The sequence below is a fragment of the Brevundimonas sp. Marseille-Q4549 genome (assembly GCF_976940555.1).
In genome coordinates, this window is the sequence record NZ_CDRHXG010000001.1 from 2,145,649 (window position 1) to 2,169,421 (window position 23,773).

Genomic DNA, 23,773 nt, shown 5'->3' on the forward strand with positions numbered 1-23,773 from the left:
TGGTCCACTGCTATATCCGCCGCCGGTCTTGGGAGCGGACGGTTTGACGGAGCGGCGAAAACGGTTGGGCCTGGGCGAGGCCTTGCGGATGACGGCGGTCGGACTTCGACGGAGCTGGAACGAGGCCTGGGGCGCGATTCTGCTGGGCGTCCTGGTTTGGGGCGCGCAGCCGTTCGCCGTGCACGGCGTTTCCGCCTGGATTTGGACCGGCGCCGCCATCGTCGCCACGCTGGTCCTGATCGGCGCCCTGGCGCGCGTGGCGACCAGCGCCGACGCCGCCCATGCGAGACGCCTGGGCCTGGGGCGGACGGGCCTGCAACTGACCAAGGTCGAGGCCCGCCTGTTCGGAGCCGGCCTGCTGTGTTCGGTGTTCCTGGCCATGGTCCTGTCGGTCGCGGCTCTTCTGCTGCTGGCGCTTTTCGGCGGCGCGGGGCTGGACGCCGAGGCCATTCGACTGGGGGACTGGAGCCGGGTCGGCCCAGCCTGGAAACTTGGTCTTCTGGCCGTCATGACGGCCTTTTGCATCTTCGCCATCGTCGCCCTGACCGCACGGCTTTTGCTGTTCGCGCCGGCCACCGTGGCGCGCGGTCATATGATTTCGCTGAACAGCATGGCGCTGACGCGCGGGATCTTTCTGCCCTTTCTGGCTGGCCTGATCGTGACCGCCGCGCCCAAGGTCGGGCTGCTGATCCTGACGGGTGCGGGCCTTTTGCCCGGAGCGGCGGGGTGGATGGTCTGGGTCGTGGTGTTGATCGGTCTGCAGGGGCCGCTGACGATGGCCTACCTCGGCGCCGTCTATCGGCGTATCGAACCTGGAACGCTTCAAGGATTCCCGCATGGTTGAGACCTTTTCGATCGCCGAGGCTTTGCGAGCGCCCTTGCGTGTGATCCGGCGCCATCCGCTGGCGGTCTTCGTCTGGGGGATTCTGATCGTCGGATTCGTGATGGCGATGATGATGCTGGTCTTCGGCGCCTTGGCAGACATTCCGCTGTCGCCGGACGCCGAGCCTTCGCCCCAGGTCATGGGACGGGTGGTGGCGATGCAGGGCGTCTCCATGCTGCTGAACGTCGGTCAGGTCGTATTGGGCGTGATGGTCTGGGCCGCCACCATGCGCGCCACCTTCCGCATCGGCCGGCCGGAGCGTTATTTCTTTCTGCGCGCCGGGATGGACGAGGTCCGCCTGGCGGTCGTGGGACTGGCCCTGTTCGCCGGTGCCTATGTCGCCGTCATGGCCTTCGTCATCGTCGCGGCCATCGTCTCCGCCCTGATCTGGCAGGCCAGCCCGACGGCGGCCCTGGCCGTCGGGGGCGTGTTGTTCGTGGTCATGATCGCGGGCGTCGCCCTGGCCATGGCGCGTGTGTCGATGATCGCGCCGGCGACTGTCCTGCTGCAACGTTTCGCCTTCCGTGAGGGCTGGGACTTGGGCAAGGGGCGCTTGATGCGGCTGTTCGGTCTGCTGGCCTGCACCTGGCTGATCTATATGCTGGTCTATTTCGTCCTGGCCTTCGTGGTGATCGCCGCCCTGTTCTTCGGCGGCGCCTTCGCGGTGCTGGCGGACGCTCAGGACGCCACGACCCTGGGCGAGTTGTTTCCTTCGCCCGCGGTTCTTTGGGGCGTGGCGGCCTTTGTCCTGCTTCCTGGTTCCTTCGTCTACGGCGCCGTTATCACCTTGCTCAGCGCGCCCTTCGCGGCGGCCTGCCGGGAACTGCTGGACGGCGCGCCGCACGACGCGGCCCCGGCGATCCTCTAGGATGAGCGCAAATCTGAACGGGAGCCCGTCATGAGTTTTTCCGCCACCGAAGCGGCGTTCGAGGGGTTTCGCGTCACGCGTCAGAACCCGCTGTCGGTTCTCGTCTGGGCGGGGCTTTGGCTGGTCGGCCTGATCGTCGCGGTGATGATCCTGGGGCCGATGACCATGCCCTATGCGTCGGAGATCGAGGCCGCTCAGGGCGATGTCGCGGCTCTGTCGCCCAGCGCGGTAAGCGCCCTGTCCTTGGGCATGCTCGCGGTTCTGCCGGTCTTGCTGGCGCTTCAGGCCATTCTGGCCCCGGCCGTCTATCGTGCGGTCTATGCGCCTCAGGCGAAGCGGATCGGCTATCTTCAGCTCGGCAAGGTTGAACTGAGGACGCTGGCCGTCGTCGCTGTCCTGGGCGTTCTTTCGATCGTGCTGAATCTTGGCGGCGAGGCGGCTGTCACCTTGTCGAAACAGGTCGGCGGCGTCCCTGCGGCCTTCGTGGTCAATGCGGCGGTGTTCGTGTTCACGACCTGGATTTCGGTTCGGCTGATGCTGACCGCGCCGCTGGTCTTACGACGCAAGGGCCTGCCGTTCCGCGATAGCTGGCGAATGACGGCCAAGGTTTTTTGGCCCGTGCTGGGCGTCTTCTTTCTCAGCCTCGCAATGACCCTGCTGGTTCTGTTGCTTCTGGTCCTGGTCGGATGGCCGCTCTACGCCGCCCTGACGATGGGCGGGGCCATGGCGGCGATTCCGGGCGTGTTGCTGCTGCTCCTGATGGGATTGGGCACGGCCCTGGTCTCGGTGCTGATGTGGGCGCCGTTCGCCTCGATCGTGCAGCAGTTGGACACACGCGCCTAGGCGCGCCGCAAAGGACAGGACATTGGCCGGAATCGAACTCTACGCGCCGCGGACGCCACGGCATCGGCGGACCTGGACAGCCGCAGCCCTGGTTCTGGCCGTGGTCTTCATCATCCTGGGGCAGACGCTTACCGCCGTGCCCGGGCTGATGCTGGGCTTCCTGGCAATGAACGGCCAGTCTTTCGGTTGGGCGGGCACGGCCTTCAGCCTGTTCGGCTTCGCGGCGACCGCCTTGATCGTCGTCGGCTGGGTGACGCTGTTCGAGCGTCGCAACCTTCGGACCATCGGTTTCAATGGCCACGCGCTCAAACGCTTTGCGCGGGGTTATGGCGTCGGTCTGGCGTTCCTCCTGGTCGTGGTGGGAGGGATCGCCGCTCTCGGCGGCTACAGGATCGAGGCGGGCGGGGCGTTTTCGACGCCAGCCCCTCTGGTCGCCTTGTGGCCGATCCTGGTTCTCCTGCTGGGCTTCGTCATCCAGGGTTCGACGGAGGAAATCCTGACGCGTGGGTGGCTGATGCAGGTCATCGCGTCACGACACGGCCTGGCCTGGGGAATTGGGCTTAGCTCGGCCCTGTTCGGCCTGCTGCACGCCGCGAACATCAAGCCGTCGCCGGAACTGGCGGTGGGCGTCGCCAATGTGGCGCTGTTCGGCGTCATGATCGGCCTCTACGCCGCGCGCGAGGGCTCGCTCTGGGGTGTTTGCGGCTGGCACGCCGCCTGGAACTGGCTGCTGGGCCTGGGTTTCGGCCTGGAGGTGTCTGGCCAGGTGGTCGAGACCAAGCCCCTGATCGTCGACTTGGCCACGCGAACCGAAGTCCCCTGGTGGATCACCGGCGCCGCCTTCGGTCCCGAGGGCAGCGTGGTGACGACCGTCGTCCTGCTGGTCGCCTCGGCTGTTCTGGCCTTGCGTTGGCGGAGCAAGGACTACGGCGTGACGAAGCCCGCCGCTTTGGAAACGGCCCCAGCCTAAGCCGGGGCCTTCGCCTTTTTCCGAGGCGGGTTGGTCGCAACGCCTTCACCCAAGGCTGCGACGCGGGCCCTGCGGCGTTCCTCGTGCCGGTCCAGCACTTCTTTCAGGTATTTGCCGGTCCAACTTGCGGTGTTGGCGGCGACCTGTTCGGGCGTGCCGACCGCGACGATCTCGCCGCCGCCGTCGCCGCCTTCGGGGCCGAAGTCCAGCAGATAGTCGGCGACCTTGATGACGTCGAGATTGTGCTCGATCACCACGATGGTGTTGCCCGTCTCGACCAGTTCCTGAAGCACCTCAAGCAGCTTCCTCGTATCCTCGAAATGCAGGCCGGTGGTCGGCTCGTCGAGGATGTAGAGCGTGCGGCCCGTGGCGCGTTTCGACAGCTCCTTGGACAGTTTGACCCGCTGGGCCTCGCCGCCCGACAGGGTGGTGGCGGGTTGGCCCACCTTGACGTAGCCCAGACCCACCCGCTCCAGCGTCAGCATCTTGTCGCGGATCGGCGGCACGGCCTTGAAGAAGGTCGCCGCCTCTTCGACCGTCATGTCCAGCACGTCACTGATGGACTTGCCCTTGAACACGATCTCCAGCGTCTCGCGATTGTAGCGTTTGCCCTTGCAGACGTCGCAGGTGACATAGACGTCGGGTAGGAAGTGCATCTCGATCTTGATGACGCCGTCGCCCTGGCACGCCTCGCAGCGCCCGCCCTTGACGTTGAAGCTGAACCGGCCGGGGCCATAGCCGCGCGCCTTGGATTCCGGCAGGCCCGCATACCAGTCGCGGATGGGGCCGAAGGCGCCGGTGTAGGTGGCGGGGTTCGAACGCGGGGTGCGGCCGATGGGCGACTGGTCGATGTCGATGACCTTGTCGAAATGCTCCAGCCCCTCGATCCGGTCGAAGGGGGCGGGGGCCTCGGACGCATTGTTCAGGCGGCGCGCGGCGGCCTTGTACAGGGTCTCGATGGTGAAGGTCGACTTGCCGCCGCCCGACACGCCGGTGATGCAGGTGAAGACGCCGACCGGGATTTCGCCCGTCACGCTCTTCAGATTATTGCCGCTGGCGCCCGAAATCTTCAGCATCCGCTTGCGGTTGATCGGACGGCGGCCCTCGGGCGGAATCTCAATCTCGCGCGCGCCGGTCAGATATTTGCCGGTCAGGGAGTTGGGATTGGCCATGACCTCGGCCGGGGTGCCCTCGGCGCAGACCGTGCCGCCGTGAACGCCCGCCGCCGGTCCCATGTCGATGACATAGTCGGCGGTCAGTATGGCTTCTTCGTCATGCTCGACTACCAGAACGGAGTTGCCCAGGTCGCGAAGCCCTTTCAGGCTTTCCAGCAGACGGGTGTTGTCGCGCTGGTGCAGGCCGATGGAGGGTTCGTCCAGCACATAGAGAACGCCGGTCAGGCCCGAACCGATCTGCGACGCCAGACGGATGCGCTGGCTCTCGCCGCCCGACAGGGTGCCGGACGACCGCGACAGGTTCAGATAGTCCAGGCCGACATTGTTCAGGAAGCGCAGCCGGTCGCAGATTTCCTTCAGAATGCGCCGGGCGATCTCCATCTGTTTCTCGGACAGGCTCTCTTCCAGCGTCGAGAACCACAGATAGGCCCTGGAGATCGACAGGGTGGAGATGTCGGCGATGTCCTCGCCCCCGACCTTGACCGCCAGGGCCTCGGGCTTCAGCCGCTTGCCGTGGCAGGCGTCGCACGGCGTCTCGGATTGATAGCGAGCCAATTCCTCGCGCACCCAGGCGCTGTCGGTCTCGCGCCAGCGGCGTTCCAGGTTCGGCAGCACGCCCTCGAACGGCTTGGACACCTCGTATTTGCGGGCGTTGTCGTCATAGACGAATTTGATCTTCTCGGACCCCGTGCCGTGCAGGATGGCCTTGTGCGCCTGGGCGGGCAGGTCGCGCCACGGCTTGTCCATCGAGAAGCCGTAGTGGAGGCTCAGCGACTGCAGCGTCTGGGTGTAGAGCGGCGAGGGCCCGCGCGCCCAGGGCGCGACCGCCCCGCCGTGCAGGGTCTTGTCCCGGTCCGGGATCACCAGATCGGCGTCGAAGGCCAGTTTGACCCCCAGACCGTCGCACACAGGACAGGCGCCGAACGGATTGTTGAACGAGAACAGACGCGGCTCGATCTCGGCGATGGTGAAGCCGGACACCGGACAGGCGAAACGTTCGGAAAAGACCAGGGTGCGGGGCGCGGTCTCGCCCTCGTTCGTGGACGCCCATTCCGCCGTCGCCAGACCGTCGGCCAGGCCCAGCGCGGTCTGAAGACTGTCGGCGTAGCGGCCTTCCTGATCCGGCTTGGTGACGATCCGGTCCACCACGATGTCGATGTCGTGCTTGAACTTCTTGTCCAGCGTCGGGGCTTCGTCGATGGGATAGAACTGCCCGTCGATCTTCAGGCGCTGGAAGCCCTGACGCTGCCACTCGGCGATCTCTTTCCGGTATTCGCCCTTGCGGCCGCGCACGACGGGGGCCAGCAGCAGGATGCGCTCGCCGTCGGGCAGGGCGGTCAGCTTGTCGACCATCTGGCTGATGGTCTGGCTCTCGATGGGCAGGCCGGTCGCGGGTGAATAGGGCACGCCCACCCGCGCCCACAACAGGCGCATATAGTCGTGAATCTCCGTCACCGTGCCGACGGTCGAACGCGGGTTCTTGGACGTGGTCTTCTGTTCGATGGAGATGGCCGGGGACAGACCCTCGATCAGGTCCACGTCCGGCTTGCCCATCAGCTCCAGGAACTGGCGCGCATAGGCCGACAGACTCTCGACATAGCGACGCTGGCCCTCGGCATAGATGGTGTCGAACGCCAGCGAGGATTTGCCCGACCCCGACAGGCCGGTCATCACCACCAGTTGCTCGCGCGGGATATCCAGGTCCACGCCCTTGAGATTATGCTCGCGGGCGCCGCGAACGCGGATGAAGTTGTGCTTTTCGGTCATGCTTTCCGGCAACGCGGGGAGGGGCCGGACGGCTCCGGCGCGACGACGCTATATGGGGATCAATTTGCGCGATTCAGCAAGAACAATGTGCGAACATTGTAACCAAGGGCCGCGGTTGCGCAAAGCTATGCGGCTGGTACCCTGTCGGCGACTGGGGGAGGAGACAACTGGATGAACCTTAGAGGCTTGTTGGCGCTGGCGGTCGTTTGGGCTTTGGCGGCGTGCACCTTCAATGCGAACCTTCCCAAGTCTGACCCGGCGCTGAACGCGGAGGCGCAGGCCTTGTATCGGGATTTGGCCACATCGAACGACTCTGCCGTGATCGGGCGTATGTCGGCCAAGAACCCGCCCGATACGGTCCGGGCTCAGCTTCCCATGCTGCGGAACCTGATTGGAAATGCGCCGGTTCCTGAACCCAAGGTCGTGGGCTTTCAGAGCGTGGCCAGCACTGAAGGACGCTTCTACGTCGTGCAGCAGGACTACGCCTATCCTGATCGCGTGGCGCATGTGCAGACCAATTTCGTCAAGGAAGGCGACGGCTGGAAGGTCTTCGGCTTCAATGTCAACGTGACGATTACTGGCGCTGCGCCCGCCGCTCAGGCCCCGGCGGGCTCTTCCGCATCGGGCGCCCAACCCTCGAACACGCCGCAATAACGTTCGCCCTTGCCCAGCAACACGCCGTTGGCGTTGGCGACGCCCAGTTCCAGGCTTTCGGCGATGCGACGCGCGCGTTCCATGAAGTGGTCGGCCGCCAGAGGCGGGCACAGATCGCGCGTCGTCGCCTCAAAGATTTCGAGCCAGCGGTCGAAATGGCGCGCGTCGATGGGCAGGGGCAGGTGTTTGGGCATGGGTCGGCCCTGATAGACGCCGGTCGATAGAGCGACGGAAGACCAGAACAGCTTCATCTGGGCCAGATGCGGTCCCCAGTCCGTGATGCGGTCGGCGAAGATGGGACCGATCAGACCGTCTTCGCGCACTCGGGCGTAGAAGCCTTCGACCAGGGCGTCGATCATCGCTTCGTCGATGCCCGTTTCCCGCCGTACCTGTTCCACGGCGGCCTGACGCCGCGCCGTTGCGTCGGTCGATCGGGCAAGATGAAACCGACTTTCCATGCTTCTTCCGTAGTCTCTGAAACCGACAAACGCCATTGGACGGATCGCCCATGTCACGCGGCCGTGTTCGTCAATGCGTGGGTTCGGGGTTGCGCGGATCAGGGTTAAGACCCATCATTCACTCTAGGACCACGCTTCAACTTGGAGGCTAGACGATCATGATCAGCGCGCTGGGAACTGGTTTCGCCCTTTCCGCCATGCTGCTTGCGATCCTCCATGCCAATCAACCCAAGCCCAAGCGCGTCCGTATCCGCGTTCGTGACGCTGACCGACGTCGCCGCCCGGACGCCTGACGGCTCCGCGCTTTTCGACAATCTGACTCTCGCCTTCGGCGCCGAAAGAACCGGCGTCGTCGGCCGAAACGGCGTGGGCAAAAGCACCCTGCTGCGCCTCATCTCAGGCGCATCGCTGCCGTCCGAAGGGACGGTGGCGCGCGTCGGGCGCATCGGCGTGTTGGAACAGCGGTACGATCCTGCGCCCGAAGAGACCGTGGCCGGCGCGCTTGGGGTCGAGCGGGCCCTGGAGCTCGTCGATCGTGTGGTTTCCGGTCAGGGCGCCATCGAGGACATGGATGTCGTCGATTGGACCCTGGAAGCCCGTGTCGCCGACGTTCTGGAGGCGGTCAAGCTTGCCGGCGTCGACCTGAAACGACCGATGATCGGCCTCAGCGGGGGCGAGCAGACGCGGGTGCGGCTGGGGCGGCTGTTGCTCGACGGGCCGGACATGATCCTTCTGGACGAGCCCACCAATCATCTGGACCGTGAGGCGCGCACATTGGTCGCCGAGATCCTGGGTCGATGGCGCGGTGGGGCCGTGGTCGTCAGCCATGACCGCGAACTGCTGCGCCGCATGGACCGGATCGTCGAAATCTCGAGCCTCGGCGTCGAGGTCTACGGCGGAAACTACGATCTCTACGCCGAAAGGAAGGCAGTTCAGCGCGAAGCGGCCGAGCGAGGGCTGATCGTGGCGGAAAAGGACGCTGCGCGCGCCGGCGCCGACGCCCAGCGGCGGCTGGAGAGCAAGGCGCGACGCGATGCGGCGGGGCGGCGCAAGGCGGCGAAAGGCGGCCTGCCGAAAATCCTCCTGGGCGCTCGAGCCGAGCGCGCCGAAAACACCGGAGCCGCCAACAGCCTGTTGGCCGGGCGCAAGACGCAGGCCGCCGCGGCCGCCCTATCCGTCGCGCGGGAACGGGTGGAGCGTACACGATCCCTGTCCTTTCAGACGCCGTCCAGCAGGCTCGTTTCGGGGCGCACGGTTCTGGCGCTGGACGCCGTGTCCTGGCGCACGTCGCAAGGGCGCACCCTCGTCGGCCCGCTGACGCTCCGTATCGTCGGCCCGGAACGGCTGGCCGTCACGGGGGCCAATGGGACGGGAAAAACCACCCTGCTGCGTCTGATCGCCGGCGAACTGGAACCCACTTCGGGACGGATAGAACGACCGGTTCCGGCCGCCTATCTGGACCAGGAAACGACGTTGCTGAGAGCCAACGAGACGGTGTTGGAGGCCTGGTTACGGCTCAACCCGGCTGGCGCCGAGCATGACGCCCAGGCGGCCTTGGCGCGTTTCCTGTTCCGCAATAGTGCGGCGCATCGACGGGTCGGCGCCTTATCCGGCGGAGAACGGTTGCGTGCGGCCCTGGCCTGCGTGATGACCGGAGCGACCCCGCCGATGCTCATGCTCCTGGACGAACCCACCAACCATCTGGATCTCGATGCGGTTGCGGCGCTGGAGACGGCGCTGCGGGACTACGACGGGGCGTTGGTCCTCGTCAGCCATGACCCGGACTTTTTGCGGGCCATCGGCGTGACACGCACGATCGCGCTTTAGCCGCTTCAGCCCCAGGCCTCGACCGTCCCGCGCCTGCGAGTGGGGGAGAAGGTGGCGAGTTGCGTTCGCGGCTCGGCCTCGGCCTTGCCGAACAGCCAGCCCTGGCCATAGTCCACGCCGAGGCCCTTCAGCGTGTTGGCGACGCCGTCGGTCTCGATCATCTCGGCGATCGTCTCCAACTTCATCGAGCGGCACAGTTCGACGATGCTGCGAAGCATTGCTGTGGCGCGCTCGTCGGTTTCGACGTCCTTGACGATGGCGCCGTCGATCTTGACCGCATCGACCGACAGCTTGCGCAGATAATCGAAAGAGGCCGCCCCCGCGCCGAAGTCGTCGATACAGACCTTGATGCCGGTCTCGCGCAGGCCGGCCAGGCGGCGGTCGGCGGCCTCGATGTCGGCCAGCGCCGAGGTTTCGGTCACTTCGACAATCAACCGTCGCCGCTCTTCCGGGGCGCCTGCCGTCATCCGCAGCAGGTTCTCCACATAGGCGTCGTCGCCTAGCGAGGACCCGGAGACGTTGATCGCCATCTTGAGAAGACCGGCGCCCGGCTGGCGCATGCGTTTCAGCACCTTCTCCGCCACGGCGAGGTCGAAGGATTCGATCAGGTCCAATTCTTCGGCCATGCGGATGGCGCCTGCGGGACCGCCGTTGGACCCGAACCGGGCCAGGGCCTCGAAATGGTGCACGGCGCGCGACGAGAGCTGCACGATCGGCTGGTAGTGAACCTGGAATTCGCGGGTCTTCACCACGTTTCGGAAAGTCTCGGCGTCCCGGAGCGTGCGGTTCAGCGAATCCGAGAAGGCGATCTGCGGATTGGCCAGTCCATCGTCCTTCAGGCAGCCTTCGATGGCGAAACGCATGGCGCGCAGGATGCAGAGTTTGTCGGAGCCTTGCGGCACCGGCGACTCGAACGATTGGGCCGCCAGGGTCAGGCCTTCGGCGCGGGCGGCCTCGATGATTTCGGCGGCGATGTCACGACCGTCGTAGGCGGCGCGCAGGATTGCGAAACGCTCCTGCGTCAGTTGGGCGGCGGCCGAGCCGGATACGGAAGTCGACTGCAGCGTCGCCTCGATACGACGGTTCATGCGCGCCGAAACGTCTCCGGACAGATCGCCAAGGCCGCGCACGTCCACGAAGGCGAGCGAGATCGCCGGGTCGGTCTCCAGTACGCGCGCCGCGTCGGCCATGAAGGTGTCGGCGTCGACCAGAGGAGCCGCCTCCAGATCGGCCGCCTGGAAGGCCGGACCTTCATAAGACAGGGCGCAGGACAGGGCGGGCGCCAACTGCGGAAGGGCGAAGGCCCTGATGGAAGCGCGCCGAACCCGGTCCGGTCCGGCCTTCACCAGCACCGCGATGGCCTCTGTGCGGACGCCCGATCCGGTCTTCCGGATCGTCGCGAGGGCTGACGCCCCTTCGTGGAAAATATCGGCGAAGGGCTTTCCGGTCCAAAGCGCGCCAGCGTCCTGACCGCCGACCGCGCCGGCGCCCATGGCGAACGCCACCACGCCCTGGGCGTCGATCTCGATGAGGGCGTCGGCCGAAGCAAAAGCCAGACCCAGGAGGCGGACGGTTAGCGACATCCCGTCACCTTGCACCACAGCGCTTAAAAAACAGGCAACGTCCTAGGCCATGCGATTCAGGGCCACGGCGCGTCCGTCGCCTTGCGCGGCCCGGCCATCGGAAGCGTAGGCCGAGGCGGGCGTCCGGGTCGCTGTGACTTCCTGGGCGATGGTGCGGACCAGTCCTTCGGAAATCGTCCGGGCGGCTTCGACGGCCAGCGCATGACGCGCTAGAACACCGTCGAATATCTCCGTCGCCTCCATCAGATCCCTGCGATCCTCGGTGGGCGCGGCCGCGAGCAGCGTCGGATTGGCCTTCACATGCGCAGTGTCGCGGCGATAGAGATTGGCCATCTCCTGCGTCGCCGCCAGGCCGTGGGCGACGTCCTGCGGACGGCCTTCCTGAAAGGCGGTCATCTCCGATGACAGGCGCTGGGTCAGCGTCCTGGTCAGAGCGGTCAGTTGACGGACGCGCGCCTGGGCCAGATCGGCGTCGCTCATTGCCCGTGCTCCTGCATCTTCAACATTTCGCCCATGACGGTGCTGGACAGGCCGACGCCGCCGGCGGCCACCGTCTTCTTGGCGATTTCGTCCAGAAGAAAGCTGCGCCAGGTCGCCTCGCCCTGGCCGCCGCCGAACAGACCGTCGGTCGACAGCCCCTCGAACATCGGCTTCAGCATCTGCGACAGGAAGGAGGCCTCGAAGGCGTCGGCGATTTCCTTGATCTTCCGAGACGAGGCGCCGGGCGCGGCGACCGCGAGCCCCGGCGTCGGACGAAGCAGGTCGGGGGAAGTCGTCAGGTCGGTCATGCTCACATCACCTCGATGTCGGCCTGCAGGGCGCCGGCGGCCTTGATGGCTTGCAGGATGCTGATCATGTCGCGGGGGCTGACCCCCAGGGTGTTCAGACCGTTGACCAGGGTCGACAGACTGTTGCCCCCGCCCACGATCCGCATCTGGGTGCCCAGGTCTTCCTCGACGTTGACCTGACTGCTGGGAACAACCGCCGTCTGACCACGGCTGAACGGGGCGGGTTGACTGACCAGCGGCTGTTCATCGACCGATATGGTCAGATTGCCCTGGGCGATGGCGACCCGAGAGACGCGGACGGCGTCGCCCATGACGATCACGCCGTTGACCTCGTCGATGATGACCTTGGCGGGGGTATCGACGGTGACGGGCAGGTTCTCGACGCGACTGATGAAGCCGGCCATGCCCAGGTGGGCGGGCGCGCGCAGCGCAACCACCGTGCCGTTCTCGGCCAGGGCCGAGCCGGGATAGGCCGAGTTGACGGCGGCAGCGACGCGCTGGGCCGTGGTGAAATCCGGATTGCGCAGGTTCAGGCGCACTTCGTTCATGTTCGCCATCTCGAACCCGGTTTCACGCTCGACCAGAGCGCCCGAGGCGATACGGCCCGCGGTCGGCACGCCGCGCGTGACGGAAGACCCGGACCCGCCCGAAGCCGAGACCGCGCCGGTCTGGATGGAGCCTTGCGCCACGGCGTAGACCTGTCCGTCGGCGCCCTGCAGGCTGGTGACGACCAGTGAACCGCCCAGCAGGCTCTTGGCGTCGCACATGGACGAGACGTTGACGTCGATCTTGGACCCCGAGGTGGCGAAGGCGGGAAGTTCGGCTGTCACCATGACGGCGGCCATGTTCTTAGTATTGGCGTTGGCGCCGCGAATATTGACCCCCAGTCGCTCGGTCATGCCTTCCAAAGACTGGCGGGTGAAGGGGCAGTTGCGCAGACTGTCGCCGGTGCCGTTCAAGCCCATGACCATGCCGTAGCCGACCAACTGGTTGCCACGTACGCCCTCGACCGAAGCGATGTCCTTGATGCGCGATTGCGCCAATGCGGGGGTGGCGGCGACGCTCAAGGCGCCGATCATGGCGATCGGAGCTATCAGGCGGGCAAGCAAATTCTGCATCGGTCGGTCGTCCTCGCGGCGTTGCGCCATACGCGGTGCGAGGATCGTGCCGTGGGCTAACCGATTGAATTCGTGCATTCCGACGCTTCGCTGCCGATTGCTGACCGGCACTTTCTGCCCAGCCGTTAACCAAAACGTCACCGCCGTCGCCCATTCATCGACCCATGAGCTGGAGCATTCGGCAATGAAGGTCACAGGGACAGGCGCCCCCAGCGCGCCTTCGGCCGGCAAATCGGCCCGCAGCGCGTCCGGCTTCTCGTTGAACCAGACGGCGGCGACGCCCGGATCGACTGCCGCAGCGGCGACATCGGCTAGCGCGGGCTTGGCCGACGTTTCGGCCCTGATGGCGCTGCAGGGCGTGGAGGGCCCGTTGGAGCGCCGTCGACGGGCGATCAAGCGTGGCGGCGGACTTTTGGATCGACTGGACGAATTGAAACTGGCCCTGTTGTCCGGTGAACCGGACGAGGGCGTGATGGATCGGCTCGGACGCGTCATGCGCGAGGAACGTCCGCAGAATGATGATCCCGGGTTGAGCGCCTTGCTGGACCAGATCGATCTCCGAGCGGCGGTCGAAATGGCCAAGGCCGAGTTGCGCCGCAGCGAACGCTGACACAAAAAATCCATATGAATCAGTAGAGCTAGGCCGTTCGACTGAGGGCGAAATGTCACGCCTTGTCGCGGCTTTTGCGGCGCGCGATCACGGAATCGAGAACCACGTTGCCGCGACTCGTCCCGGTGACTATACGGCCTCTACGCCAGAGGGGGCGTGCTTAGAGAGCGTGAGTGCGATGAACGCTTTGGCGTCCGTTGTGTCCGACGAAACCGGTCCTTATCGGCCGTCCGACGATGAGCCGTTCATGAATGAACGGCAGCTTGCCTATTTCAAGAAGAAGCTGCTGGACTGGAAGGACGATATCCTTCGCGAGTCCAAGGGGACGGTCGTCAATCTGAAGGCCGAAACCGAAAACCATCCCGACCTGGTCGATCGCGCCACGTCGGAATCGGATCGGGCGCTGGAACTGCGCACCCGCGACCGACAGCGCAAGCTGATCTCCAAGATCGACGACGCCCTGCGACGAATCGAGGACGGCTCCTACGGCTACTGCGAAGACACTGGCGAACCCATCAGCCTGGGTCGTCTTGAGGCTCGTCCCACCGCGACCTTGTCGGTCGAGGCGCAGGAACGCCACGAGCGGCGTGAGCGCGTCCACCGCGACGACTGAGGTTTGGCGGCCGGACGTCTTGACTTCGTGGGGTTGCGGCGCGACCTAGCCGCCTCGCTTTCAAGGTCCTGATCCCCATGTCCGTCAAGGTTCGTTTCGCCCCGTCGCCGACGGGTAGGCTGCACGTCGGCAATGTCCGCACCGCGCTGGTGAACTGGCTGTTCGCGAAAGGGCAGGGCGGATCTTTCGTGCTGCGCATCGACGACACCGACGTGGCGCGCTCCACCCCCGAGTTCGAACAGGGGATCGAGGACGACCTGACCTGGTTGGGTCTGACCTGGGACGAACGCTACAATCAGTCCAAACGCTTCGACAGGTATGAAGAGGCCGCCGAGCGGCTGAAGGCGTCGGGCCGGCTCTATCCCGCCTATGAGACCGCCGAGGAACTGGATCGTCGTCGCAAGGTGCAGCTGTCGCGCGGCCTGCCGCCGATCTACGACCGCGCCGCGCTGGACCTGACCGACGAACAGAAGGCCGCCTATGAGGCCGAAGGCCGTCGCCCGCATTGGCGTTTCAAGCTGGAGGGCAAGCGCGTCGCCTGGGAAGACCTGGCGCGCGGCCATGCCGAGGTCGACACCGCCTCCATGTCCGACCCGGTCCTGATCCGCGAGGACGGCCTGTTCCTCTACACCTTGCCGTCGGTCGTGGACGACATCGACATGGCCATCACCCACATCATCCGGGGCGAGGACCACGTCACCAACACCGGCGCCCAGATCGAGATTTTCGAGGCGCTGGGCGCGGCGGTTCCCGGCTTCGCCCACATGCCGCTGCTGGTCGGCGCCGACGGCGCCGCCCTGTCCAAGCGTCTGGGGTCTCTGTCGATCAGCGACATGCGCGATCAGGGGTATGAGCCCATCGCCATCACCAGCCACCTGGGCAAGATCGGCACCTCGGACAATCTGGAAGTCGCACCGTCGATCCAGGCTCTGGGGGACAGCTTCGCCTTTTCCAAGATGGGCCGTTCGCCGGCGCGTTATGATACCGCCGATCTGGATCGTCTGAACGCCCAGGCGCTACATGAGATGGACTATGCGACGGCCCAGCCGCGCCTACAGGCGTTGGACGCTGATCTGGGAGCGGGCTTCTGGACGGCGGTGCGGGGCAATCTGAACACCTTCGCCGACGTGGCTGACATGGCCCGCATCGTGAAGGGGCCGATCCAGCCGGTGATCGAGGACGCGACCTTCGCCGAGGCGGCGCTGCGCCTGTTGCCGGACGTGATCGACGAGAACGCCTGGTCGGCCTGGACCAACGCCGTGAAGGCTGAGACCGGCGCAAAGGGCAAGGCGCTGTTCATGCCGTTGCGCCTGGCCTTGACCGGACAGCCGCATGGGCCGGACATGGCGGCCCTGGCGCCGCTGATCGGACGCGACGCGATCCAGCGACGGTTGCGAGGGGAGGCGGCCTGACGGACCGCAGGCCGGCCGCCTCGACCTATCAGGCGTTGCAGACCGCCAGGTCTTCGGCGCTCAGCTGCACGCCCTTGTAGGAAAAGGCGGTCACGGCGCCGAACTTGGCCACGACCCGACGGCAGGCGCGCGTCGCTGGTTGTTCCGTGCCGCCCGAGGCGGTGCAGGTCGCGCCCTCGCACGACCAGCGCGCGCCGTCGATAATGGTGGGGCGGCTCGGCGCCTTGGCGGCGTCCGCCAGCGTCAGGCTGGTGGCGGCAGGGGCCTGGGCGACGGCGGGAGCGGCGGCGAACAGGGCCGCGGCGAGGAGCAGGGCGCGCATTGAAAGTCTCCGAAATTGAAGAACGGCGTCACGCCGTCGCTCCAATGTCAGTTTCGTATAAAAACTGTCAATACGCCGACGTGCTATTTGTTAGCAGTGATCACTTACCGCAGATCATGTTGCAACTGAGGCATATCGTCCGCCTCTTGCATCAAGGCGATGGCCTCTTCGACCGTGTTCACGACACTATAGGCTTCGCGGAAGGTCTCGGGGGTCATCTTCTGTTCGATGCCGGTTTCGATCGCAGCCAGAAGAGTATCCCAGAACCCATTGATATTGAGGAAGATCACCGGCTTGTGGTGCAAATCCAGCCGTTTCCAGGATAGCACCTCGATGACCTCTTCCAAGGTGCCGACGCCGCCGGGCGCGACCACGAAGGCGTCCGATTCGTCATACATGATGGTCTTTCGTTCATGCATGGACGTGACCACCAAAGTCTCTACATCGTCGAACAGGCGTTCGCGGCTGCGCAGAAAGCCGGGCATGACGCCCAGCACCCGGCCGCCGGCCGCGTGGGCGGCTCGCGCCGAAGCGCCCATCAGTCCCACGCCGCCGCCGCCATAGACCAGCCGCCACCCCGCCGCCGCCGTCTGTGCGCCGAACGCCTGGGCTGCTGTTGTATAGGCCGGATCGGACCGGTCGGACGAGCCGCAGAACAGGCAGACGGACTTGCCGTCGAACGGCTGAATGGCAAGGGGGGACAGGGACATGGGGCCTCGAACCTAAGCAATCGCACGATCCGACATGGTCAAACCGGCGGCGGTCGGGCTAACAGATTCCCGAACGCTGGGTCGCCAGTCCTATATCGTCGAGGCGCAGGATGAAACGCCAGATCATCGTCGTGATGGCCGTAGGCCTGACCATCGCCGCCTGCTCGGATGATCGACGGCGCGCGACGAGCAACGACGACGCTCCCAAACCTTCCGCCTGGGTCCAGCCGCCGCACATCGACGGGCTGAGGCGCGACGGCGGCGCCATCCTGGTGCGGGGCGCGGCGGGTCCTGGCGCGCGCGTGGTGCTGCGCGGTGCAGACGGCGCGGCGGTCGCCGCGACGGCGGATGCTGCGGGACGATTCGAATTGCGCCTGCCTCCGCTGGACGGCGACGTGCTGTTGCGGCCGGAAGTGCAGGTCGGCGAGGACGCCGCGGTCTCACCCGAAACTCTTGTGGTGATCCGGGGCGGCGCGGGGCCGGTCGCCCTGGTCGCGGCTGGGCAGCCGACGGTTCGGCTCGACGCGCATGGCGTGTTGGACGCCGTCGATTTCGACGGCAAGACCTTGGCGGCGTCGGGGCATGCCCCCAACGGACCTCCGACGGTGTCTATCGACGGCGCGAAGGCCCGCGTGTCGTCGGTCGGCGGCGAGCAGTGGCGCGCCCTGTCCGCCGATTCGGGGGCGCAGAGTGTCGACGTCGGAGGTCGTGTCTTCACCCTCCCGGACATGGGCGGCGGCGCAAGCTTTTCAGTGGAGCGGGCTGGCGCGGGTTGGAAACTAACCTTGCCGATCGCTCCCCAAGGTCGCCAAACGACGTGGCTGCCGGACATTCAGCCCTAGACGGCAGCCTTGTCGCCTTCACGCCCGTCATTCAGCCGCGCTCGGCCCATTTCAGCAGTGGGATGAGCGGCAGGCCCCAGGCCGTGCCGCCGATTCCGAAAAATAGAAAGTCGATCCAGGCCGAGGCGGGCAGGGCGCCGCGTAAGGCGATCAGCCCCCAGACCCAAAGTACCAGAAAAGCCAAGACCCCGATGGCGGCCACGAACCGCCGTGCGCGGGGCGGCATCAACGCTTGCTCCGGAACAGGAAGAAGGCGACCAGACAGATCGCCGAGCCGGCCAGGGCCCACACGGTCCACAACCAGTCGGTCATGGCGCTGACTGCAAACACGCGCACCGCCAGGAACCAGCCGCAGACCAGGCCGACGCCGGACACCAGGGCCGTACCCCCGAATCCGCGCCGTCCGGTCGCCAGATCCGCGATCCAGGCCAGCAGGACGCCGCCTGCGACGGCGACGACGATTTCGGCGTATTGCACCCTGATCTCCCTGTCCTGCGTCAACGACGGCGTGACGTTGTTCGCTCAATCCGACTCGATCTCGACCGCAGAGGCGGGCATACCGCCGGGGTCGCGATTTGGTCATGGTCGAGCGCGACAGCATATCCGGGTCAACGTCGGGCGTCGAATGAACCGTTTCGGAAATCCTGATCGCAACCGCGCCGTCGCCGCGTGGCTGTTCGCCACGGCGGCGCTGGTCTTTTTGATGGTGGTGGTGGGCGGCGTGACGCGCCTGACAGGCTCGGGCCTGTCGATCACCGAATGGAAGCCCATCATGGGGGCGATCCCGCCGCTGAACGACGCCCAGTGGGCCGAGGCTTTCGACAAGTACAAACAGATTCCCCAGTACGCCCAGGTCAACGTCGGCATGACTCTGGGCGAGTTCCAGGGAATCTTCTGGTGGGAATGGCTGCACCGCCTGATCGGTCGCCTGGTCGGCCTGGTCTTCGGCCTGCCGCTGGTCGTCTTTCTGCTGTGTCGGGCCGCCCCGCCCAGATCGATCTTTCGTCAGTGGGCCATGCCGGACCGTCTGATCTGGCGCTGCGTCCTTCTGCTGGCGCTGGGCGGTCTGCAGGGTCTGATCGGCTGGTGGATGGTGTCCAGCGGCCTGTCCGAGCGGGTCAGCGTCGCGCCCGAACGGCTGGCCACGCACCTGGGCCTGGCCTTCGTGCTTTTCGCCGCCCTGATCTGGACCGGGCTGGAGGCCTGGAACGGCGAGGATCACGGCCGGCCGCCGTCCGGTTGGGCGCGGGGCGCGGCGCTCCTGGTCGGCCTGGTCTTCGTGCAATGCCTGCTGGGCGCCCTAGTCGCCGGCGGCCATGCCGGGCTGGTCTATACTGACTGGCCGCTGATGAACGGCGACGTCCTGCCTCCGGCGGATTGGAGCCTGGGCGCCGGCGCCTTGCTGCATGATCAGGCCCTGACCCAGTTCAATCATCGGCTGGTCGCCTATGGGCTTCTGATCGCCGTCAGCATCTACGCCTTCCAGGCCTGGCGCTGGCGCGTGGCCGAGGGCATGGGCCTGGGCGCTTTCACCCTGGCGGGCGTGGTTTGGATTCAGGCCCTGCTGGGCGTCGTCACCTTGATCAACGCCGTGCCGGTGTGGCTGGGCGTCTTGCATCAGGCGGGCGCCGCCGTGGTCCTGGCGGTCGCGACGATCAATCTGTGGCTGGTGCTGCGGGCTCAGCCCCGCATCTTCATGTCCGGACCGCGTTCCATGGGCCGCTGACGGCGAAGGTCGCGCCCGGATCCACGACCGATGATCGGGTATTTTAATACCGTTATTATAAAAGCTATTATATTCAATACAGTATGGGAAATTGGAGCATCTTTCTCGCATTGACGACACGGCGGGCGTCCTGTATCAGCGCGCCTTCCTTCGGTTCCCTCGGGAGCCGGAACCGATTTTCGTCTCCAGGAACCCCCTCATGCTGAAGAGCACTACGGCTTCGTTGAAGCCGGCCGAGGTCGAGAAGAAGTGGATCCACATCGACGCCGAAGGCGTCGTGGTGGGCCGGCTCGCGACCTTCATCGCCAACCGTCTGCGCGGCAAGCACCGCGGCGACTACACCCCGCACGTCGATTGCGGCGACTATGTCGTCGTCACCAACGTGGACAAGGTGGTGTTCACCGGCAAGAAGAACACCGACAAGATCTACTATCGCCACACGGGCCACCCGGGCGGCATCAAGGAAACCACCCCCGAGAAGGTCTTGGGCGGTCGCTTCCCCGAGCGCGTGCTCGAAAAGGCCGTCGAACGCATGCTGCCCAAGGAAAGCCCCCTGGCCCGCAAGCAGATGACGCATCTGCGCCTGTTCGCCGGCAGCCAGCACGATCACGAAGCCCAGCAACCGGAAACGATCGACTTCAAGTCGGCGTCGCCCAAGAACACCCGGAGCGTCTGAGCATGACCGACGTGACCAACGAAACCGCCACCGGCTTCGACGCCCTGAAGGGCCTGACCGCCTCGGCCGAGAACGACGCCCCCGTCTATGTCCAGAAGCTGGACGCCCAGGGCCGCGCCTATTCGACCGGCAAGCGCAAGAACGCCATCGCCCGCGTGTGGGTGAAGGCCGGCTCGGGCAAGATCACCGTGAATGGCAAGGACGTGGCCGCCTATTTCGCCCGTCCGGTGCTGCAGATGATGGTGGCCCAGCCGCTGAACGTCGCCGACCGCGCCACCCAGTATGACGTCGTCTGCACCGTCGAAGGCTCGGGCCTGTCGGGCCAGGCCGGGGCCATCCGCCACGGCCTGTCGCACGCCCTGACGCACTATGAGCCGGAACTGCGCAAGGTCCTGAAGCCGCACGGCTTCCTGACCCGTGACAGCCGCGTCGTCGAACGCAAGAAGTACGGCCGCGCCAAGGCTCGCCGCAGCTTCCAGTTCTCGAAGCGCTAACTCGCAACCGCGAGTGGGATACAAGGGCGCTTCGGGGAAACCCGGAGCGCCTTTTTCTTTGGCTGACATCCTGACGGATCGATCGCATGACCCACACCATCTTCATCGACGGCGAGGCCGGGACCACGGGTCTGGAGATTCGCGAGCGGCTGGAGGCGCGCGGCGATCTGGAACTGATGCTGCTGGGAGACCGGCGGCGCGACGTGGAAGCCAGGCGACAGGCGCTGAACGCGGCCGACGCCGTGATCCTGTGCCTGCCCGACGACGCCTCTCGCGAGGCGGTGGCGATGATCGACAATCCGTCGGTGCGGGTGATCGACGCCTCGACGGCCTATCGGGTCGATGCGGACTGGACCTATGGGTTCGCCGAGATGGACGCTGACCAGCGCGCGGCGATCACCGCATCGACGCGGGTGTCGAATCCCGGCTGCTACCCGACCGGCTTCATCGCCCTGATGCGGCCGCTGGTGAAGGCCGGGCTGGTGCCGGCCGACTGGCCCGTCACGGTCAACGCGGTGTCGGGCTATTCCGGCGGCGGAAAGACGATGATCGCCGAGTTCGAAACGCCCGGCGCATCCACCGCCTATCGCGCCTATGGCCTGTCGCTGAAGCACAAACATGTGCCGGAGATGACGAAACACGCAGGCTTGGCGCGCCCCGTTCTGTTCGCGCCGGCCGTCGGAAACTATCGCCAGGGCATGCTGGTCGAAGTTCCGCTGCATCTGTCCGCATTGCCGGAAACGCCCTCGGTCGAGCGGCTGCACGGCGCCCTGGTCGAGGCCTATGAGGGCCAGCGGTTCGTCGAGGTCGCGGACCTGGAAGCGACCGAGGCGATGACGGGCATCGAACCCGAAGCCCTGAACGGCACCAACCGCCTGCGCCTGCACGTTTTCGGCGACCGAGGCGGGGATCAGGCGCGTCTGGTCGCCCTGCTGGACAATCTGGGCAAGGGCGCCTCGGGCGCGGCCGTGCAGAACCTCAACATCATGCTGGGTCTGGACGAAGCGACCGGCCTGACCTGAGCCGCCGCGCTTGTCGTCCGGCTCAGGCCCGGCGCGCCCGGATCGCCGAATCGACGGTCAGGCCGAAGATCACGGCCGCAATGATCACCAGCAGCCCATAGTCGTGGCCGGGAAAGAAGACCGGCGCGCAGCCCATGCCGATCACGATCAGCGGGAACAGTCCGGCCCAGACGGCGGTGCCCGGCGCGTCGCGCCGGACCATCGGCTCGACAGCCGGCCGTTTCATCATCTGCGCCACACGGCCGTTCAACAGGATGAAACCGCCGGCGCAGATCACGGCCGAAATCAGATATTTCGCCGTATTGCCCGGCTCGCCGAACAGGCTGGCGGTCATCAGCAGCAGCGCCAGGGCGACGCCGGTGCTGAGGGCAAGAAGGGCGTTCGGTTCCAGACGACTCAAGACTTCACTTTCACATAGCTGCCGGGCGCCGGCTCGATGGGCTTTAGCGGGCCCTTGGCGGGATCGCGAGCGGGAACAGCCTTGCCGGAACGCTCGCTCAGCCACGCCGCCCAATGCGGCCACCAGCTGCCCTTGTGTTCGACCGCCCCGGCCTGCCATTCGGCCAAGGTCTCGGGCAGGGCGGCGTTGGTCCAGTGCTGGTACTTGTTGGCCGCCGGGGCGTTGATCACGCCCGCGATATGGCCCGACCCCGCCAGGGTGTAGGTCACGTCGCCCCCGAACAGCCGGGCCGATCGATAGACCGAGTTCATCGGGGCGATATGGTCTTCGCGGCTGGCCTGGAAGTACAGCGGGATCGTCACCTTCGACAGATCGGCGGTCACGCCGCCGATCTCGAACTCGCCCTCGGCCAGGGCGTTCGCCCCATACATCTGGCGCAGATAGGCCAGGTGCAGGGCCTTGGGCATCCGCGTCTGGTCGGCGTTCCAGAACAGCAGGTCGAAGGCCGGCGGATCCTTGCCCAGAAGATAGTTGCTGACGAAGAAGGACCAGATAAGGTCGTTGGACCGCAGGGCGTTGAAGGTCTCGGCCATCGCCGCGCCAGGCAGGACGCCGCCGGCCGCATCCATCTGACGTTCGATCTCGGCGATCCAGTGTTCGTCGGTGAACAGCAGAAGATCGCCGGCCTCTGCGAAGTCATGCTGGGCGGCGAAGAAGGTGGCTGCGGCGATGCGCGTGTCGCCCTTGGCCGCCATATGGGCCAGGGCGGCGCCTAAAAGCGTGCCGCCGATGCAGTAGCCGACGGCGTTCAGTTGCTTCGTCCCGGCCTGTTCCAGCGTCTTGTCGACGGCGCGATAGATGCCCTTTTCCAGATAGTCGTCGAAGCCGAAATCGGCCTTGTCGCGGTCCGGGTTCACCCAGGAACAGACGAAAACGGTGAACCCCTGCGCCGACAGCCAGCGGATCAGCGAGTTCGCCGGTTGCAGGTCCATGATGTAGAATTTGTTGATCCACGGCGGGAAGATCAGCAGTGGAATCTGATGTTGGGTCTCGGTCGCGGGGGCGTACTGGATCAGTTCGAACAGTTCGTCGCGCCACACCACCTGGCCCGGCGCCGTCGCCACGTTTTCGCCGACCGTGAACTTGCCGTAGTCGGCCTGGCTGATCCTCAGGGCGCCGCCTCCGCGCTCCATGTCGGCGGCGAAGTTCTGCATGCCCTTGACCAGAGACTCCCCGCTGGTCTCGGCCAACGCCTTCAGCGCCACGGGATTGGAGGCCAGGAAGTTGGCGGGGGAAAAGGCGTCGGTCAGCAGGCGGGTGAAGAACTGGGCGCGGCGCTTGACCGCCGGATCGACGCCTTCAACACCCGCGACCAGACCGTTCATCCAGTCCGAGGTCAGCAGATAGGATCGCCGCATCATGTCGAACATCGGATTTTCGGACCAGGCGGGGTCCTTGAACCGCTTGTCGGCGGGGGCGGGCGGTGCGTCCGCCTGGGTCGCGACCGAGGACCACAGGCCCATATAGCGATTGAACAGATCGGCCTGGGCCTGGAACAGCTTTTCAGGGCGCGCGGCGAGGCTGGTCATGACCGAGGTCATGGCCGGCGCGACATTGAATGGGTCGGCCGAAAGCGCGGCTGGGCGGTCGGCCTGGTTCAGCGCCGCCTCGGCGATGGCGCTCTGGGCCAGCATGGCGGCCTTGGCCAGGTTCATCGACAGGGTTTCGATCATCTGCGCCTGTTCGGCGCCCAGGACACCATGATCGACGGACTCTTCAGCCGACGGTTCGACGACAGGATCGACGGGCGGCGCCTCCACCTTGCCCCCCTTGTTCTTCTTCGCCTTTGCGCTGGCGGATTTGGCCGAGGTCGGGCGGCCGGCCTTGCGCGGCGTCTTTTCGGGCTGGGGAGCATCCGTCTTGGACTTGGCCATGGTGTTCGCCTCCGTATCCGGTCGGCCGGTTCATCCGCCCTTCCGCCGAAGGTGATGATGGCATAAGACCAGCCGTGA

Annotated in this window: 26 protein-coding genes; 14 read left to right on the top strand and 12 right to left on the bottom strand. The window is 66.0% G+C overall.

Features of this window, described 5'->3' with window-relative positions; all coding sequences use genetic code 11:
• Nucleotides 1-43: 43 nt before the first annotated feature.
• The 4 genes from ACWPV3_RS10510 to ACWPV3_RS10525 are packed head-to-tail and all read left to right on the top strand — an operon-like array spanning nucleotide 44 to nucleotide 3,564.
• Nucleotides 44-844 carry a hypothetical protein gene (locus tag ACWPV3_RS10510; RefSeq protein WP_453977829.1) on the top strand — a complete coding sequence of 267 codons (801 nt, stop codon included), beginning with the start codon at nucleotides 44-46 and terminating at the stop codon, nucleotides 842-844.
• On the top strand, nucleotides 837-1,751 hold the full coding sequence (locus ACWPV3_RS10515; protein ID WP_453977830.1) for a hypothetical protein: 915 nt from the start codon (nucleotides 837-839) through the stop codon (nucleotides 1,749-1,751). The genes ACWPV3_RS10510 and ACWPV3_RS10515 overlap by 8 nt, the downstream gene beginning before the upstream one ends.
• A 30-nt stretch (nucleotides 1,752-1,781) precedes the next feature.
• A complete protein-coding gene (locus tag ACWPV3_RS10520) occupies nucleotides 1,782-2,594 on the top strand; it encodes a hypothetical protein (protein ID WP_453977831.1) in 813 nt (270 codons plus the stop codon).
• Between the two features lie 22 nt (nucleotides 2,595-2,616).
• Nucleotides 2,617-3,564 (top strand): CPBP family intramembrane glutamic endopeptidase, encoded by a 948-nt coding sequence (locus ACWPV3_RS10525; RefSeq protein WP_453977832.1) that lies wholly within the window; start codon nucleotides 2,617-2,619, stop codon nucleotides 3,562-3,564.
• Here ACWPV3_RS10525 and uvrA read toward each other — a convergent pair.
• Nucleotides 3,561-6,506 carry an excinuclease ABC subunit UvrA gene (uvrA, locus tag ACWPV3_RS10530; protein ID WP_453977833.1) on the bottom strand — a complete coding sequence of 982 codons (2,946 nt, stop codon included), beginning with the start codon at nucleotides 6,504-6,506 and terminating at the stop codon, nucleotides 3,561-3,563. The two genes, ACWPV3_RS10525 and uvrA, sit on opposite strands and share 4 nt — an antisense overlap.
• A 189-nt stretch (nucleotides 6,507-6,695) precedes the next feature.
• Between uvrA and ACWPV3_RS10535 the strand changes: the two genes are divergently transcribed.
• A complete protein-coding gene (locus tag ACWPV3_RS10535) occupies nucleotides 6,696-7,160 on the top strand; it encodes a hypothetical protein (RefSeq protein WP_292087842.1) in 465 nt (154 codons plus the stop codon).
• Here the strand turns inward: ACWPV3_RS10535 and ACWPV3_RS10540 are convergent.
• Nucleotides 7,103-7,618: a group III truncated hemoglobin gene (locus ACWPV3_RS10540; protein ID WP_453977834.1), complete on the bottom strand. Its 516-nt coding sequence runs from the start codon at nucleotides 7,616-7,618 to the stop codon at nucleotides 7,103-7,105. The genes ACWPV3_RS10535 and ACWPV3_RS10540 overlap by 58 nt on opposite strands.
• Nucleotides 7,619-7,834: 216 nt before the next feature.
• Between ACWPV3_RS10540 and ACWPV3_RS10545 the strand changes: the two genes are divergently transcribed.
• Nucleotides 7,835-9,445 (top strand): ABC-F family ATP-binding cassette domain-containing protein, encoded by a 1,611-nt coding sequence (locus ACWPV3_RS10545; RefSeq protein ID WP_453977835.1) that lies wholly within the window; start codon nucleotides 7,835-7,837, stop codon nucleotides 9,443-9,445.
• A gap of 5 nt (nucleotides 9,446-9,450) precedes the next feature.
• Here the strand turns inward: ACWPV3_RS10545 and ACWPV3_RS10550 are convergent, their stop codons facing one another.
• From ACWPV3_RS10550 to ACWPV3_RS10565, 4 genes are read right to left on the bottom strand one after another with little or no spacing between them, the layout of a single operon-like run.
• Nucleotides 9,451-11,028 (bottom strand): EAL domain-containing protein, encoded by a 1,578-nt coding sequence (locus ACWPV3_RS10550; RefSeq protein WP_453977836.1) that lies wholly within the window; start codon nucleotides 11,026-11,028, stop codon nucleotides 9,451-9,453.
• Between the two features lie 42 nt (nucleotides 11,029-11,070).
• Nucleotides 11,071-11,508: a flagellar basal-body protein FlbY gene (locus tag ACWPV3_RS10555; protein ID WP_292087850.1), complete on the bottom strand. Its 438-nt coding sequence runs from the start codon at nucleotides 11,506-11,508 to the stop codon at nucleotides 11,071-11,073.
• Entirely contained in the window at nucleotides 11,505-11,816 is a 312-nt protein-coding gene (locus ACWPV3_RS10560; protein WP_453977837.1) for a rod-binding protein, read from the bottom strand. The genes ACWPV3_RS10555 and ACWPV3_RS10560 overlap by 4 nt, the downstream gene beginning before the upstream one ends.
• Before the next feature lie 2 nt (nucleotides 11,817-11,818).
• Complete coding sequence (locus ACWPV3_RS10565) at nucleotides 11,819-12,895, bottom strand: flagellar basal body P-ring protein FlgI (protein ID WP_453978524.1); 1,077 nt, start codon at nucleotides 12,893-12,895, stop codon at nucleotides 11,819-11,821.
• 223 nt (nucleotides 12,896-13,118) lie between these two features.
• Between ACWPV3_RS10565 and ACWPV3_RS10570 the strand changes: the two genes are divergently transcribed.
• From ACWPV3_RS10570 to gltX, 3 genes are all read left to right on the top strand, one after another.
• Nucleotides 13,119-13,544 (top strand): flagellar assembly protein FliX, encoded by a 426-nt coding sequence (locus ACWPV3_RS10570; protein WP_453977838.1) that lies wholly within the window; start codon nucleotides 13,119-13,121, stop codon nucleotides 13,542-13,544.
• Between the two features lie 178 nt (nucleotides 13,545-13,722).
• Nucleotides 13,723-14,157 (top strand): RNA polymerase-binding protein DksA, encoded by a 435-nt coding sequence (gene dksA, locus ACWPV3_RS10575; RefSeq protein WP_292087855.1) that lies wholly within the window; start codon nucleotides 13,723-13,725, stop codon nucleotides 14,155-14,157.
• 77 nt (nucleotides 14,158-14,234) lie between these two features.
• A complete protein-coding gene (gene gltX, locus ACWPV3_RS10580) occupies nucleotides 14,235-15,569 on the top strand; it encodes a glutamate--tRNA ligase (RefSeq protein WP_453977839.1) in 1,335 nt (444 codons plus the stop codon).
• Nucleotides 15,570-15,597: 28 nt separating this feature from the next.
• Here gltX and ACWPV3_RS10585 read toward each other — a convergent pair whose 3' ends face one another.
• Entirely contained in the window at nucleotides 15,598-15,891 is a 294-nt protein-coding gene (locus ACWPV3_RS10585) for a CC_3452 family protein (RefSeq protein WP_312735484.1), read from the bottom strand.
• Between the two features lie 104 nt (nucleotides 15,892-15,995).
• A complete protein-coding gene (locus ACWPV3_RS10590; RefSeq protein ID WP_453977840.1) occupies nucleotides 15,996-16,601 on the bottom strand; it encodes an LOG family protein in 606 nt (201 codons plus the stop codon).
• A 110-nt stretch (nucleotides 16,602-16,711) separates the two neighbouring features.
• On the opposite strand from ACWPV3_RS10590, the gene ACWPV3_RS10595 reads away from it, so the two are divergent.
• Nucleotides 16,712-17,443, top strand: coding sequence for a hypothetical protein (locus ACWPV3_RS10595; RefSeq protein WP_453977841.1), 732 nt, complete (start codon nucleotides 16,712-16,714; stop codon nucleotides 17,441-17,443).
• A gap of 31 nt (nucleotides 17,444-17,474) precedes the next feature.
• On the opposite strand, the gene ACWPV3_RS10600 is transcribed toward ACWPV3_RS10595, so the two are convergent.
• Nucleotides 17,475-17,669, bottom strand: a complete 195-nt coding sequence (locus ACWPV3_RS10600) for a DUF2842 domain-containing protein (protein ID WP_453977842.1) — start codon at nucleotides 17,667-17,669, stop codon at nucleotides 17,475-17,477.
• Nucleotides 17,669-17,920: a transglycosylase gene (locus ACWPV3_RS10605; RefSeq protein ID WP_292176577.1), complete on the bottom strand. Its 252-nt coding sequence runs from the start codon at nucleotides 17,918-17,920 to the stop codon at nucleotides 17,669-17,671. The genes ACWPV3_RS10600 and ACWPV3_RS10605 overlap by 1 nt, the downstream gene beginning before the upstream one ends.
• A gap of 148 nt (nucleotides 17,921-18,068) precedes the next feature.
• On the opposite strand from ACWPV3_RS10605, the gene ACWPV3_RS10610 reads away from it, so the two are divergent.
• The 4 genes from ACWPV3_RS10610 (at nucleotide 18,069) to argC (ending at nucleotide 21,361) form a co-directional block, all read left to right on the top strand.
• Complete coding sequence (locus ACWPV3_RS10610; protein WP_453977843.1) at nucleotides 18,069-19,169, top strand: COX15/CtaA family protein; 1,101 nt, start codon at nucleotides 18,069-18,071, stop codon at nucleotides 19,167-19,169.
• Between the two features lie 202 nt (nucleotides 19,170-19,371).
• Entirely contained in the window at nucleotides 19,372-19,845 is a 474-nt protein-coding gene (gene rplM, locus ACWPV3_RS10615; protein WP_453978525.1) for a 50S ribosomal protein L13, read from the top strand.
• 2 nt (nucleotides 19,846-19,847) lie between these two features.
• The gene (rpsI, locus tag ACWPV3_RS10620; protein WP_292176579.1) at nucleotides 19,848-20,339 is read left to right on the top strand and encodes a 30S ribosomal protein S9; all 492 of its coding nucleotides are present in this window, start codon (nucleotides 19,848-19,850) and stop codon (nucleotides 20,337-20,339) included.
• Nucleotides 20,340-20,425: 86 nt separating this feature from the next.
• Nucleotides 20,426-21,361, top strand: a complete 936-nt coding sequence (gene argC, locus ACWPV3_RS10625) for an N-acetyl-gamma-glutamyl-phosphate reductase (RefSeq protein WP_453977844.1) — start codon at nucleotides 20,426-20,428, stop codon at nucleotides 21,359-21,361.
• 22 nt (nucleotides 21,362-21,383) lie between these two features.
• On the opposite strand, the gene ACWPV3_RS10630 is transcribed toward argC, so the two are convergent.
• Nucleotides 21,384-21,761, bottom strand: a complete 378-nt coding sequence (locus ACWPV3_RS10630) for a hypothetical protein (protein ID WP_292087865.1) — start codon at nucleotides 21,759-21,761, stop codon at nucleotides 21,384-21,386.
• Nucleotides 21,758-23,695: a class I poly(R)-hydroxyalkanoic acid synthase gene (gene phaC, locus ACWPV3_RS10635; RefSeq protein ID WP_453977845.1), complete on the bottom strand. Its 1,938-nt coding sequence runs from the start codon at nucleotides 23,693-23,695 to the stop codon at nucleotides 21,758-21,760. Before phaC ends, ACWPV3_RS10630 begins: the two co-directional genes overlap by 4 nt.
• Between the last annotated feature and the right edge of the window lie 78 nt (nucleotides 23,696-23,773).

Coding starts and splice junctions, on each gene's coding strand:
- ACWPV3_RS10515 (WP_453977830.1), top strand. CDS start 837: ATGGTTGAGACCTTTTCGATCGCCGAGGCTTTGCGAGCGCCCTTGCGT.
- ACWPV3_RS10520 (WP_453977831.1), top strand. CDS start 1,782: ATGAGTTTTTCCGCCACCGAAGCGGCGTTCGAGGGGTTTCGCGTCACG.
- uvrA (WP_453977833.1), bottom strand. CDS start 6,506: ATGACCGAAAAGCACAACTTCATCCGCGTTCGCGGCGCCCGCGAGCAT.
- ACWPV3_RS10540 (WP_453977834.1), bottom strand. CDS start 7,618: ATGGAAAGTCGGTTTCATCTTGCCCGATCGACCGACGCAACGGCGCGG.
- ACWPV3_RS10545 (WP_453977835.1), top strand. CDS start 7,835: ATGCCAATCAACCCAAGCCCAAGCGCGTCCGTATCCGCGTTCGTGACG.
- ACWPV3_RS10550 (WP_453977836.1), bottom strand. CDS start 11,028: ATGTCGCTAACCGTCCGCCTCCTGGGTCTGGCTTTTGCTTCGGCCGAC.
- ACWPV3_RS10555 (WP_292087850.1), bottom strand. CDS start 11,508: ATGAGCGACGCCGATCTGGCCCAGGCGCGCGTCCGTCAACTGACCGCT.
- ACWPV3_RS10560 (WP_453977837.1), bottom strand. CDS start 11,816: ATGACCGACCTGACGACTTCCCCCGACCTGCTTCGTCCGACGCCGGGG.
- ACWPV3_RS10565 (WP_453978524.1), bottom strand. CDS start 12,895: ATGATCGGCGCCTTGAGCGTCGCCGCCACCCCCGCATTGGCGCAATCG.
- ACWPV3_RS10570 (WP_453977838.1), top strand. CDS start 13,119: ATGAAGGTCACAGGGACAGGCGCCCCCAGCGCGCCTTCGGCCGGCAAA.
- dksA (WP_292087855.1), top strand. CDS start 13,723: ATGAACGCTTTGGCGTCCGTTGTGTCCGACGAAACCGGTCCTTATCGG.
- gltX (WP_453977839.1), top strand. CDS start 14,235: ATGTCCGTCAAGGTTCGTTTCGCCCCGTCGCCGACGGGTAGGCTGCAC.
- ACWPV3_RS10585 (WP_312735484.1), bottom strand. CDS start 15,891: ATGCGCGCCCTGCTCCTCGCCGCGGCCCTGTTCGCCGCCGCTCCCGCC.
- ACWPV3_RS10590 (WP_453977840.1), bottom strand. CDS start 16,601: ATGTCCCTGTCCCCCCTTGCCATTCAGCCGTTCGACGGCAAGTCCGTC.
- ACWPV3_RS10595 (WP_453977841.1), top strand. CDS start 16,712: ATGAAACGCCAGATCATCGTCGTGATGGCCGTAGGCCTGACCATCGCC.
- ACWPV3_RS10600 (WP_453977842.1), bottom strand. CDS start 17,669: ATGCCGCCCCGCGCACGGCGGTTCGTGGCCGCCATCGGGGTCTTGGCT.
- ACWPV3_RS10610 (WP_453977843.1), top strand. CDS start 18,069: ATGAACCGTTTCGGAAATCCTGATCGCAACCGCGCCGTCGCCGCGTGG.
- rpsI (WP_292176579.1), top strand. CDS start 19,848: ATGACCGACGTGACCAACGAAACCGCCACCGGCTTCGACGCCCTGAAG.
- argC (WP_453977844.1), top strand. CDS start 20,426: ATGACCCACACCATCTTCATCGACGGCGAGGCCGGGACCACGGGTCTG.
- phaC (WP_453977845.1), bottom strand. CDS start 23,695: ATGGCCAAGTCCAAGACGGATGCTCCCCAGCCCGAAAAGACGCCGCGC.